This is a genomic window from Paenibacillus mendelii (genome assembly GCF_024498075.1).
GTDB classification, from domain to species: Bacteria; Bacillota; Bacilli; order Paenibacillales; family Paenibacillaceae; genus Paenibacillus_Z; species Paenibacillus_Z mendelii.
Genome location: NZ_JANHOF010000005.1, coordinates 262,694 through 276,216, shown reverse-complemented (window position 1 = coordinate 276,216; position 13,523 = coordinate 262,694). Strand labels below are relative to the sequence as shown.

The 13,523-nt window shown below is 51.5% G+C and carries 9 protein-coding genes; all 9 read right to left on the bottom strand.

Features of this window, described 5'->3' with window-relative positions; translation table 11 throughout:
* Positions 1 to 157: 157 nt before the first annotated feature.
* Positions 158 to 1,588 (bottom strand): HAMP domain-containing sensor histidine kinase, encoded by a 1,431-nt coding sequence (locus tag NNL21_RS18625; RefSeq protein ID WP_204818717.1) that lies wholly within the window; start codon positions 1,586 to 1,588, stop codon positions 158 to 160.
* Positions 1,585 to 2,262, bottom strand: a complete 678-nt coding sequence (locus tag NNL21_RS18620; protein ID WP_204819090.1) for a response regulator transcription factor — start codon at positions 2,260 to 2,262, stop codon at positions 1,585 to 1,587. Before NNL21_RS18620 ends, NNL21_RS18625 begins: the two co-directional genes overlap by 4 nt.
* 165 nt (positions 2,263 to 2,427) lie before the next feature.
* Positions 2,428 to 3,900: an arylsulfatase gene (locus tag NNL21_RS18615; RefSeq protein ID WP_204818716.1), complete on the bottom strand. Its 1,473-nt coding sequence runs from the start codon at positions 3,898 to 3,900 to the stop codon at positions 2,428 to 2,430.
* Positions 3,901 to 3,927: 27 nt separating this feature from the next.
* Entirely contained in the window at positions 3,928 to 5,481 is a 1,554-nt protein-coding gene (locus NNL21_RS18610) for a sulfatase family protein (protein WP_204818715.1), read from the bottom strand.
* Between the two features lie 16 nt (positions 5,482 to 5,497).
* Positions 5,498 to 7,006, bottom strand: a complete 1,509-nt coding sequence (locus NNL21_RS18605; protein WP_204818714.1) for a sulfatase family protein — start codon at positions 7,004 to 7,006, stop codon at positions 5,498 to 5,500.
* 317 nt (positions 7,007 to 7,323) lie between these two features.
* Entirely contained in the window at positions 7,324 to 8,952 is a 1,629-nt protein-coding gene (locus NNL21_RS18600) for a type 2 periplasmic-binding domain-containing protein (protein ID WP_204818713.1), read from the bottom strand.
* Positions 8,953 to 9,020: 68 nt separating this feature from the next.
* Positions 9,021 to 9,905 (bottom strand): carbohydrate ABC transporter permease, encoded by an 885-nt coding sequence (locus tag NNL21_RS18595; protein ID WP_204818712.1) that lies wholly within the window; start codon positions 9,903 to 9,905, stop codon positions 9,021 to 9,023.
* Between the two features lie 15 nt (positions 9,906 to 9,920).
* A complete protein-coding gene (locus NNL21_RS18590; protein WP_204818711.1) occupies positions 9,921 to 10,856 on the bottom strand; it encodes an ABC transporter permease in 936 nt (311 codons plus the stop codon).
* A gap of 177 nt (positions 10,857 to 11,033) precedes the next feature.
* Positions 11,034 to 13,295 (bottom strand): helix-turn-helix domain-containing protein, encoded by a 2,262-nt coding sequence (locus NNL21_RS18585; protein ID WP_204818710.1) that lies wholly within the window; start codon positions 13,293 to 13,295, stop codon positions 11,034 to 11,036.
* Positions 13,296 to 13,523 lie beyond the last annotated feature (228 nt).

The window sequence follows — 13,523 nt, the reverse complement described above, 5'->3', positions numbered from 1 at the left end:
TTGCCTGGTGTTACGAACAACTGAAAATAATATTCATTCTCATTTGAAGCTAAGAAGCAAGACCGAGTTATTTGATAATGAATATCATTACCACTTGCATCGGCTATTGCCTATTGTAGCGGACCAAAATGAGAAAATGATGTGAAAACAAAAAAAATTAAACCTCTTCTTGCACCTGATGTAATGCCTGGAGGCAGACGGATACTGTCGTGCCCTCATTCTCCTTGCTTCGAAGAGAGATCGTTCCCTTGTATCGTTCCGTCAGACGTTTAGCAATCGAAAGTCCGAGGCCGTGCCCGCCCTGTTCTCCGCTTCTAGCTTTGTCGACCCGGTAAAACCGGTCCATCACTAGCGGCAAGTCATGTTCGGGTATTCCCATGCCGCAGTCGGTAATCTCCAAACAAACCGCATCCTTGTTCATAAATCCGCGGACCGAGATCACTGCCCTCTCCGGCGAATATTTGACCGCATTATCCAGCAGAATGAGAAGAATTTGCTCGAGATGCTGCACGGAAATGACGATTGCGGCATCCGCTATCCCTTCCAGTTCGGATTCCAAGCGAGCCGAAGGATAAAGAACTTCCATATTTTTGAGGATCGTTCGTATGACCTGATCGGGATTGGTTACAACGTCTTTCTCATCGATGCTGCCCTGCTCAACCCGTGTCAACACAAGCAGCTCCTGCACGAGCCCCTTCAGACGGGACATCTCTTGAATGGAAGCCTCCAGGGATTCCTCCAATATGGCGGGATCCGTCTTCCCCCAGCGCTGCAGCATGGATAGATGCCCCTCTACGATCGCAACCGGCGTTCGGAACTCATGGGAAGCGTCCTCAACAAACTGTCTCTGCTGCTGAAAAGACTTTTCAACCTGATCCATCATTTCGTTAAACATCTTCATCAGCGTGGATATTTCATCTTGATTGTCGCTAATCCGCACCCGTTCGTGCAGTCCTTTGTGCTTCACATTCCTCATCGTTTCTGCCATCGATTGAAGCGGCCTAAGCAGCTGACGCGCCAGCAGCATGCCGCCTAAACCGCTAATGACGACAGCCCCTAAGCCGCATAGGATCATGACATAGAGGATAGCCGACGTTAATTCATGGAAGGCTTGCGTGCTCTTTACGATCTCGATCGTTCCGTTGAATTGAAAGATCGTCAAGGGACTCCTCATAACGAGCAATTGGTTACCGCTATACTTCCCTTCTTCAAGCGATGTACGGGTAACCGGCCGGGGAGCGACCCATTCAGCGGGAATGTCATTGGACACGACGATGATTGGCATTCCGCCCTCGTCCAGGACGCGCAGGAGCTGGTCCTGGCGGTTGACCTTTTGCAGGAAGCTGCGAATTTCGCCTATCTCATTCTCCCCGAAGGAAGCTTCCTTCTCTAGAAAATAGTTCAGAATTTCCCTCATATTCTGCTGCGCGCGGGTTTCTTCCCGCTTGAGCATCCACTGCTCGACGAATACATATTGTACCGCGTTATAGGCTGCGAACAGCAGAAAGAGCAGCAAGGCTGACCAGATCGTCAACCTCCACTTAATCGGCATCCGGGAGAAAGGGACGGTTATCGCCGGTTTCTTCATGGTCTCATCACGTATCCAATTCCGCGTAATGTTTGGATGCAGCTGCCCTCGCGGGGACCATCGATCTTATTTCGTAAATAACGGACGTAGACATCCACGACATTGGTATCGACCGCTGCTTCGAACCCCCACACTTTATCCAGCAGGGTTTCCCGCGTCAGCACCCGGTTCACGTTCTCCATGAACGTAACAAGGAGCGCATACTCTCTCTTCGTCAGCTGGACCTCCTCATTGCCTTTTCGTACAATTCTGGAATCCAGATTGACACTCAAGTCCTGGAAGACAAGTATAGGCATATCTTGCTCCGCTGCATCCTCCTGCCTTCTCAGGATGACCCGAATGCGGGCTAACAGTTCTTCGATTGCAAATGGCTTCGTCATATAGTCATCGGCGCCATGATCCAGCCCCAAGACACGGTCCACGATACTATCTTTGGCCGTCAGCATAATAATCGGCGTCTTCTTAACGGAACGTATCTGACGGCATACTTCGATGCCGCTTAATTTCGGAAGCATGAGGTCTAAGAGAATAACATCAAAGTCCTCTCTTAGAGCAAGCGCCAGCCCCTGCCTCCCGTCGGAAACGACTTGAACCTCATAGGATTCATGCCGGAGCTCAAGCTCAATGAAACGCGACATATTTTTCTCGTCTTCAATCAGTAATATTTTTGTCATCATTGCCCCCGAAATGTCCATCGATTGAGAATAATTATCAGAATTATTGTACTCAGTTTAATACATTCACAATAGACGTTCAACACACGTTGAAAATCATAGCCGCATACAGAAAGGCCGCCGTATAATCCCGGCAGCCTTTCTGTGAATCCTTCTTATGTGAAATCATCTTCCAGCTTTCACTCTAGCCTTATAGTGAGGCGAAACGATAGGCGGTTTTCCGGCTTGATTGATCAAATTGACACCATCCGTAAGTCCCGCGTTCCGCTCGGCAAGTATATCGATCAACCGTCTTCTCCATTGCTGCAGCCGCTGCTGCTCTTCTTGCTGCCTTGTCAGATCGCGGCATTCGCCCGGATCCGCCTCCAGATCGAACAACTGCTCGCTATTCATCCGCGGGAACCAAATATACTTGGTTCTCCCATCCGTTAAGTAGTGCATCTCCTGCTCGTCCGAATAACAGGCGCAATGCTCCCCATGTACGAATTCACGCCAGTTCGCGGAAGCCGTCCCCTGCCCTTGCATCAGACCTCTCATGCTGCTGCCGTCAAGAGCACCCGGGATATCCACGCCTGCGATATCCAATATCGTTGGCATGACATCCTGAATCGCAACCGGCTTCGAGACTCTGGCTTCCGTTCGGCCGTAGGAGCGCGGCAGCTTAACGATCATGGGGATATGAGCGGATCCCTCATAGGCATAGGTTTTGCGCCATAGATTGTGATCCCCCAGCATATCCCCATGGTCCGACAGAAACACGATCATCGTGTTCTCGTACAGTCCTTCGCGCTGCAGGCATTGGATCAACCGTCCCATCTGGTGGTCGATATGATGAATGAGACCGTAATAACCCGCACGTGCCCGCCGGATTTCCTCCGGCTTGCGTACCCCCCGCCAAGCGGTGGGACTGACCGCGTCCTCGGGTTTATTGTGCATATGCGCCCAATCGCCGATGAACGGCTCAGCGAGCTGCTTTCTATCGTACAGATCGAAATAGACCGGGGGCGCATCATATGGAGAATGCGGTCTTGCGAACGATGTTTTTAGAAAAAATGGTTTACGCGGGTCTCTCCGTTTGATGAATGCAATTGACTCATTCACGGTCCAGTTGGTCGGATGCAAATATTCAGGCGCGTGATAAGGCCTTGCCATCCATGAATTCCAATGGATGCCGTGATCGACGAAATCATACGGGCCGGTCTTATGGCGATCGAACCATTCCCGGTAATCCGAGACGAACTGGGGATCCTCTACTCGGCCCGATTCGTCCAGTAAGGTATGGTGAAAGCCGTTTAGCGAACGTTGGGGATAAAAATGCATTTTGCCAATGCCTTGGGTATGATAACCCGCATCGGACAGCACGCCGGGAAGCGTGTGGGCAAATCCTGTTTCCATCGGGCCTTGGCCGGCTCCCATCCCCAATAGTCCGGTATGCCACGGATCCAATCCCGTCAGCAGGCTTGCCCGTGCGGGAATGCATGACGGAGACGGAGTATATGCGTGATCGAATACCGTTCCTTCCGCTGCCAATGCATCCAGGTTCACGGTTTCAATAATCTCGTTCCCATAGCAGCCCAGCGTGTCCCATCGCTGTTGATCGGTCATGAGCATAACGATGTTCGGCTGTTTCGACGACATGACTATTCCTCCTTCTAATCCGCTGTGCTACCATTGAGCCGACTTGCCAAGTGAGGGACGGTCCGTTAGACAATGCTGCTCCAGAAGAGCGGCATGCAAGTTCCGCTCGACGTCCGCAATGCTAGGCATGCCCGCGATGTTATCGGTTTCGTAAGGGTCACTCACATGATCATACAGCTCGCGTTCTCCCGTTGCCGGGTACCACGTATACCTGTAGCGGTCGTTCCATAGACTGAAATTATGTCCGGATGGATCATCGTCATAACAGGTCACCTGCACTGGCCATGATTCCGCTTCCCCTAGCAGCAGCGGAACGACACTTCGGCCCTGCACGCCATCCGGCACGGGAACACCGGCCAGTTGGCAAAGCGTTGGCATGACGTCCGTATTGCTCATTGCCGCATGACATTCCTTCGGCAGCTCCGCCAGCTTCTTCGGCACTTTCATCATGAAAGGCACGTGATTCAGCGTTTTGGAGCCGTAATTCGCCTTGAACACCAATCCATAGTCGCCGAGATAATCGCCGTGATCGCTCGTATAGACGATGATCGTATTCTCATCCAAGCCTAAATGCTGCAGCGTTTCTCTGATCCTCCCAACAGAGATGTCGATCAGATGAATCATGGCGTCCGTGAACTGTCTCGCCTTATGGACAAAACCGTCGCCATAACGGACCGCGTTCTGAAGCTTGTCCCCCTCATAAAGCTTACGGACGGGGGACGGAACCCCTCCTGTGCCCGCCGCCCGCTCCTGATAAGCCATCGTTCCGCGGTCTTGAAACCGTTCGGCCAGCTCGGCCGGAGGGGTGAACGGAAAATGCGGATCTGGAAAGCCGAGGAACAGGAAGAATGGCTCGACCTGATCTGCCGCGCTGTTCAAATAGGCGATCGCACGGTCGGCAATCCACGTTGAGCTGTGTGCTTCCACGGGTACGACGCTCGGATACAGCGTCCACTTGGCAGGCCCGCTCCCCCGGAAGCTCCCCGACCGCACCTTCTCCGCCACCTCCGGGTAGGTCTTCCGCAGCCAGCTCCCGTAATGACCCGTATAATCCTCTCCATGTCCGATTGTCAGCTCAACCTGATCGAAGCCATAATAAGGACCGCTCCACGCCGACATATCCTCCTCAGACCAACGAATGCGTGATTCCTCAAAGCGGCTGCTCCGGGGGCCGTTCGTACAAGTGAAGTGCAGCTTGCCTATCGCAGCCGTCCGGTAACCCGCTTCCGAGAACGCGTCCGGCATGGTCGGAACATGGCTGATTGCCTCCGCCTGAACCTGAGCCCCGGCATTCATGGGATGGGCCGTCACATGCGTCTTTCTTGGCAGCGCGACACCGTTGGCGTAGACACCGCTCGCATTCGGGTAGCGCCCCGTGAAGAACGAGGCACGCGATGGCATGCAGACCGGATGGGCCGTTACATGCCGGTGGAACAGCGTTCCCTCCGCTGCGAGCTTGTCAATATGCGGTGTGATGGCATGCAGGTTGCCAGTACAGCCCAGACTGTCGTACCGCTGTTGATCCGTATGAATGATCAAGACATTCGGCCGCTTGCTTCGAATTACGGCGGATGATTTCATGTCGCTCCCCTTTCGTTCATGCATGATGAAGCCGGGGCATCGGCATCGGCTCCTTGCCCATCTCCGCCCATAAGAAGTGGAGCAGCAGCTGCCCTTTCAGATCACGATGAGCGGGATCGTCCCAGAGGTTGCGAAGCTCGCCGGGGTCTTCCTGCAGATCGAATAATTCGCCGTAAAGCCGTTCAAAGTAGACCGTCAGCTTGTAACGTTCGCTCACATAGGTCTTGACGTGCATCAAGGTCGGTTCGTTGCGATTCTCGCAGATGACATAATCCCTCGCGGCGGATGGCTCCCCGCGCCATACCCGGCTTTGATCTACGCCCGTCATCGTCCGCGGCACCGATGTACCGGAGAAGCTAAGAAATGTCGGCGCCAAATCGACCAGCGACTGCATCGATGATTCGATCCGGCCAGCGGGAACATGTCCAGGGTATCTGACGATGAACGGCAGCTTCAATAAATCCTCATAATGGAAGGCGCCCTTATACTGCAGTCCATGCTGTCCGAAGAAATGACCGTGATCCGTTGTGTAGACGACAATCGTGTCTTCGGCAAGTCCAAGCTCATCAAGCTTATCAAGAATTTGCCCGACATACTTGTCCATGAAGCTAACCATGCCGTAGTAGACCGCCATATTCTTCTGCTGCTTCTCCAGCGGAACCTGGTGCGTGTATAGACCGTGCACGCCCTTCCCCGTCTCCTGATAAGCCGAGAAGTCAGGCCGTTCAAGCTGGGTCATGCCAAAGTGAGGCGGATTAGCCTCATGCTCTCCTGGCGTCATCTTTGGCAGCGTTAGCTCCTCAGGGTCGTACATCTTATCCCATGGCTCGGATACGAGGTAAGGCGGATGCGGGTCCGGGAAGCTCGCCCATAGGAAGAAGGGCTCTTCATCTGCGGCATAACGCTCCAGCAAGGCATTCGTCCGTTCGGCAATCCACGTATTGTAATGATAGGCTTCAGGAAGCGTCCAGCGATGCTCCGCCGATAAGGGAAGGGATCCAGTCGGCTCGGCAAAATGCGCCTTCCAGTCGAATCCTTGCTCTTCCATCCAAATGGCATAATGCTGTCCGACCAGCTGCTCGTGCGCATGATTCCGCAGCATCTCGGCATGCTCGAAGCCGTAGAACGGTCCAGTAAAATCCCGCCAATAGTCCAAGTCCTGCAGGAGCGGCATCATCTCCAGAGATGGAAACTCGTCGGTCGATGCAAGCGGTTGAAAATGGGCTTTACCGACCAGCGCGGTCCGGTAACCTTCCGCCTGCAGCTCGTCGCCCACAGTCCGGACGTCCTCGGACAGCTTGGTTCCGAGCGCCCAGGCGCCATGCTGGCTCGGGTACATCCCGGTAATAATCGACGAGCGGCTGGGCGTGCATGTCGGATTCGGGCAGTAGGCGCGCGTGAACGTGGTCCCCTCCCGCACCAGACGGTCAAGATTCGGCGTTGAAATTTCATCGTTGAACGCGCCGATCGTATTCCAATGCTGTTGATCGCTCGTAATCAAGAGAATATTCGGCTTCTTGGCCATTTCAATCAGCCTCCTAAAAGTTTTATGAGCCTTGTGCCTCGGGGGCGAGTAAAACTTAACTTCGAAAGTATAAGCCTAAGTTTTATGAGCCTTGTGCCTCCGCTGGAGCGGAGCAGGAAGAATGATTCTGAAGAAGCGCCAGCGGTCGCCTTTGTTCCCGGATATCAACCTTTACCATAAATTCATAGAAATCCGGGAACAACAGCGATCGGAAGAACATTCTGCCTGCGCAGCGGGTTCGCGTGTCTAATCCTTGGTTCAAGCGATAAAGCTCGCCCCGATACCGGAGGACCAATATCGGGGACGATGGACCGCAGTTATTTCAAAGTCTGATAACGATCATAATTCGATTGGAGAATCTCCAGCATTTCTTTCATTCCCATATCGTTCAGCTTCTTGATAAACCCATCCCACTCTTTATCCACGGTTCCGTTCATGATCCAGTTCGGCTGCATCTGCAGTACGTAGTTCATAATGTCTGCCTTCAGGATCGCCATGCGTTCCGTGTCTTCCGCAGAGAACAGCATGTTCGGATAAGACGTGTTTTGCATGAATGGCTCGTACACCTTCAAATATTCCATGCGTTCCACTTTCGCTTCATTGCTCTCCAATTTATCGGCCATGTCCATCAGAATCGCGGTTGCCGTCGTATTGCCCGGAGCCTCGCTATGTCTAAACTCATCGAAGTTCATGCCTTCCGGCGTGGGCAGGAACGTATACTTGCCGTCCGGGTTTTCCTTCAAGGTCGTACCGATCGGGCCGTATGCCCATTGAAGCGCATTCTTTTCCTTGTACAGCTCGTCTATCCAACGGAGCGAGGCTTCCGGATATTTATTCTCGGACGTAATCGCGAATCCGGCACGAGTAAAGTAATGCGGATTATACTCGTTCCAAAGCTGCGTACCGCTTGGTCCCTTCAGCGGCGGAAGCGGAACATACTGTGCCATATGCTCAGCCCCGACCACATTCACCGCACGGAATCCGCTAAATACGCCGTAGAGGGCGACGCCTTCGTTCTTCCCTTTGGCGAAATAAACATTGCGGTCATGTGTGAACACTTCCTTGTCGATCAGCCCTTGCGTAAACAGCTTGCCCAGGTAGGCCGTCGCATCCTTGTACTCCGTTTGCGCCGGATTATAGATGACCTTGTCGTCCTTGACCGATACATGCGCCGGCGAATCCAGCAGGCCGAAAGCGCCGTGGAAGGAGGATATCCCGTTCAACGAATTTTCATAAAGGAAGCTAAACGGAATTTCATCCGCTTTGTTGTTGCCGTTCGGATCCTTCTCCTTGAACGCCTTCAACGTCTGTTCGAACTCATCGGTCGTAGCCGGGATCGGAAGTCCCAGCTTATCGAGCCAAGCTTTGTTGATGAACATCACTTCACCCAATGCTTGCTCCGGACCTTCCTGGATCTGAGGAATCGAATAAATATGGCCATCCGGCGCCGTGATCATCTTCTTGATCTCCGGATTCGCCTCTAGAATCTCTTGAATATGCGGGGCATACGTAGGAATCAGATCTTCCAGCGCGATCAGCATCCCTTGAGGACCGTATTTCATGAGATCATCGTCCGTTAGACTTTCCGCACCGAAGAAGGCGTCAGGCAGCTCGCCGCCTGCGAACATCAGGTTCTTCTTTTCGGCATATCCTTCTACAGCCGCATCCCATTCGATATGCATGTTGGTTGCCGCCTCAAAGTCCTTGACAACCTTCATCTCTTCATGAGGCTTCTTCTGTTGAGCAGCCTTGGTCGTCATGAATTTCAATGTGATTGTATCCTTCACAATCGGCAAGCCGGTCAGATTAACGTCAGCCGCCGCCTCGCCTTCCTTCTTCGTTGAACCACCAGTATTGTTATTCTTGTCCGATGAGCAGGCTGACAAGAGAAGTGAGGAGGTAAGCATCGTGATTAACCCGATTTTAGTCCATTGTTTGGTCTTCATGGCCATGTGATCCCCTTTTCGAATTATCGTTCATTCCTATCATGTGAATAGGCCTCAGATGGCCGCGGTTACCCTTTGATCGAACCGATCATAACCCCTTTGACAAAATAGCGCTGCAAGAACGGATACAGAACAAGTACCGGCAAGCAAGCCACGATAATAATCCCATATTTCATGACGTCCACGATGCGCAGCATCTCGGAATCGGATTGCCCGATCGTCAGCGCATTCTCCTGCGTCTCATTGACGATCAATATTTCGCGCAAGACGATTTGAAGCGGATAGAGCGCTTCCTCTCTCAAATAAATCAATGCTTGGAAATATGAATTCCAATGCCCCACTGCGCTGAACAGCACCATGACCGCAATAATCGGCGTGGAGAGGGGCAGAACGATTTTCCAGAAAAACACAACATCCGAGCAGCCATCCATTTCCGCCGCTTCATGCAATTCATTGGGTATCGTTTGCGCGAAGAAGGTTCGCGTAATGATGATATTCCACGCTCCGACAGCTGTCGGAATGACCTGCGACCAAATGGTATTATACATGCCTAGCTCTTTGATTAACAGGTAAGACGGGATGAGGCCGCCGCCGAAGAACATCGTGAACACGATAAGAAACATAAACCAATTCTTGCCGACTAGGTTGCGGGATAAGGCATAGCCGCCCGTGAGCGTCAGCACAACGTTAATCGTTGTTCCCAGCGCGGTATACATCAATGAATTCCGGTAGCCTCGCCAGATCCGCTCGTCTTGGAAGATGCGTTCATAGCCTTCGAACGTCAATCCTTTCGGGAACAGCCAGACTTGGCCGGCATTGACGCTGTTCGGATCGCTGACCGATGAGATGATGATCACGTATAAGGGATACAGGACGATTAGCATAAAAAGCGTCAGAAAGCTGTAGTTAAGAAAGTCGAACCATCGGTCGGAAGCGTTTGATTTTACGGTCATCTGTATTCAACTCCTCTACCATAAGCTTGCCTGTTTCATTGATTTTGCCAGTTGATTGAATCCAACAAGCAGGGCAAAATTGATGACGGAGTTGAACAAACCGACCGCCGCCGAATAACTGTATTGCGCGCTTAGCAAACCGGTTTGGTAGACGTAGGTTTGAATCACTTCCGACGATCCGAGATTGAGCGGATTCTGCATCAGGTAAATTTTCTCGAAGCCTACTGCCATGAAGCTCCCGATGTTTAATATGAGAAGAATCATAATGGTTGGCATCAGGGACGGCAGATCGATATGCAGGATACGTTGAAACTTGCTTGCCCCGTCGACGACGGCCGCTTCATGCAAATCCTGGCTGACAGCCGTCAAGGCGGCTAAGTAAATAATCATCGACCATCCGGCATTCTGCCATACGCCGGAGAATACGAAGATCGTCTTGAACCACTCTGCACTGGCCATGAAGAAGATCGAATCGCCGCCGAACCACTCAATCAGCTGATTGAACAGTCCATTTCTCGGGGATAGAAACAAATAGAGCATCCCGACAATAACGACAACCGATATAAAATGCGGCGCATAGGTAACGGTCTGCACCAGCTTCTTGAATCTGGCGTTCGCGACCTGATTCAACAATAGCGCCAAAATAATCGGAATCGGGAAGGCGATGATCAGCTCGTACAGGTTGATAATCAACGTATTCCACATGACAGTGGCGAATTTATACGAGGAGAAGAACCGTTCGAAATGCTCGAAACCGACCCACGGGCTCCCCATGATCCCCTTGCTGGCCATAAAGTTTTTGAACGCAATCGTGACGCCATACATCGGGATATAATGAAAAACAAGAAAGAACAGGATCGTCGGAAACAGAAACAAATACAATTGATATTGTTTGCGTATCCGCTTCCATTTGGACATAAAAATAGATGATTGAGATGGATTCGTGTTCATAACCCCCTTGAGTCGACATCGTTAACGCCGCGGCTCCTCTAACGATAGGGGGTGAGGCTGAGATCGTAAATATGTGGAATGTATTCTCGGTTGTCGAAACAGATTTGGCCCTATTTCCGCATATAAAAAGACCTCCCGCACGCTCATAGCAAGCTGGCGGAGGCCCTTTCGTACAAGCTATTCTGTTCCATTCTCCTTCGTGTCGTAGAGCTTCCGGTATTCACCGGGAGTCACCTGGAAGGCCTGCTTGAACTTGCGGATAAAGCTCGGCACATCGAAATAACCGATCTGCTGCACGATGTCCTTGAGCTTCATATCCGTCGTCCGCAGCAGATGCTTCGCCTGTTCCATTCGATAGTGATTGAGAAAATCGGTGATGGTCTTCCCGGTCTGCTCCTTGAATTGCCGCTTCAAATACGAAGCGGAAATTGAGAAGTGATCCGCCATACTCTGCACCGAGAATTGTTGGTCATGATAATTGGCTTGAATATAATCTAACATCTCCGGCCTCTGGCCGGCCGTCTTCGAATCCGACTGTGCATGAACGATATCCGCGCACAAACGCTCGCACATCACCTCAATGACATCTGCCAGCTCCTGGATCGTATCGAATCGCGTCAAGCTAAACACGTCGGGATACTGCCCGTTCGATGTATCGAGCGTCCCGTTCAGCCGGTACATTTCCTTAACGATGCAATTAATCATGTCGTAGCAGATGCATCTCACCATATGAAGCGGCATCGCGCTCGACTCGATGGAAGTCAGTATGCCTCTGACGACCTTCTTCAGCGCTTCCGTATCCCCTTGGCGGATCAACACCTCCATCGCTTCGATATCCTGCCTCGGATAGTTATAGCCAAGGTTGGTCTGCTCGGCAATATCGTCATAAAGAATCACTTCGTTATAGCCTTTCAACAGTCTGAAATCTAGCGCCGTAGATGCCTCGATGAACGATTTGCCAAGCTGGCGGATATCTTGAGAACGATTGCCTACGCCTGCCGTAACATCAACACCGTAACGTTCCCGGAAGCCACCGTGTAAAGCCTTCATATCACCGGCCCAATCCCCGTCCTCGGATTCAATCGCACATATAAAGTTGACGAGGGGTCCCTCTAGCCCTTCCACTCTGTAGCACTCAAATTTGCCCCGCAGCAAGTATTCCAAACCTTCGAGCATGTCGAGCTGCTGCTGCCTTGGGAGATTCTCCATATCCCGAATCGCAAATCGGACAACGAATAACCAGGACTTGGTGAACCGGATACCCGCTTCATCGGCCTTCACCATGAAAGCTTCCGGATCGGTGACCCTGCCGGTTATTAGGGTGACCAGCATATGCTCATGAACGGCTAGCCGGCTGTCGATCAAGGCACGTCCCATAATCTGCTTTTCTTCCGTAATTTTGTGAACGGCATGAATGACATCATTTAAATTCCGGTAGGATTCGCCCCACTGCTTGCCGGTGAAGAGCAAGAACCGTTTAATTGGGTTATAGTTGAAGTGCAGCATCGCATAGATAAGCGCACACCCGATGACAAGGACCATGCCTAGCGATAATAGCGCTCTGGCTTTCACCTCATCGACTCGCTGCATGAATTGCTCAATCGGCAGCATCGTTACATAAGTCCAGTTGAATTCCTCCGACCTGACCGTGGAGAAGGCAAATTCCTTGCCGCCTAGCATGCCTGTGCTCGTCCCAACGGGCAGCCCAGCAGCTTGTTTATAGAAGAGCGGATCTTCCAAATAAGCGGCATCGCGCAAGGAGACGATCAACTCCCCCTTTTCGTCCAGGATGATCGTATTTCCGTCGCTGTTCTCCAGCAGCCCTTGCAGCATCTTGCGCGCGGTATTCTCCTCAATCATGAACATGACTCCGCCATATGGCGACACGCTGTTCAAAGGAAGCGGTACCAAATAAGTCATGACCCGGTCGTCCGTCAGCCTTGCCGAAGTTATCGGTTCCGAATGACGCAGAACGGGACGGCTGAGCTCATTCATATCCTTCGTGAATTGCGCGTAGGACCAGTTCTTGTACCGATAGAACGTGTCGATAAACAACGACGAGGGGTACGTACTGGAGCCGGAGTATATATAGGGCTGATCCTTTATATAGAGAAAAACTTCTTTAATGAAATTGTTGGCCGACGTGTAGGTAAGGAATACATTTTTCGCTTTCACCGCATTGTACATATTCTGCTTCAATTGATAGGGAGTCAGCTCCGGCTTGGAGGCGATCTCCGCAGATATCTTGTGCAGCTCCTTGATCTTCAAGTCGAACGAATCTTGAATCTGCTCGAGCATCCGTTGATGATTGGACGTGATTTCATCCTGCAGGATCGCCACGGAATGCTGATAGACAAGCAGCCCGATCAGCAGCAGCGGAATGACGAGCAGTGCAAGGTATGAAACCAAATACTTATAGAATAGTGGTATCTTCTTCAATTTTTCTTCCCCCAGTTGCCAATTCATTCTCTCTGTTGTCATCCCATCATAGCATAGGATCGATAATTACGGATCCGACGTAATGGCCAGGTGTAATTATGCGATACGTCTTATGCGGGTATGCAAAATGTCTATTGAATGAAGTACCAACTATACTGTAATCGCTTTCAGCCGTATATATGTGAGATGGATTTTCGGTTTGCGAAATGGTTTATCGGGACGGATATC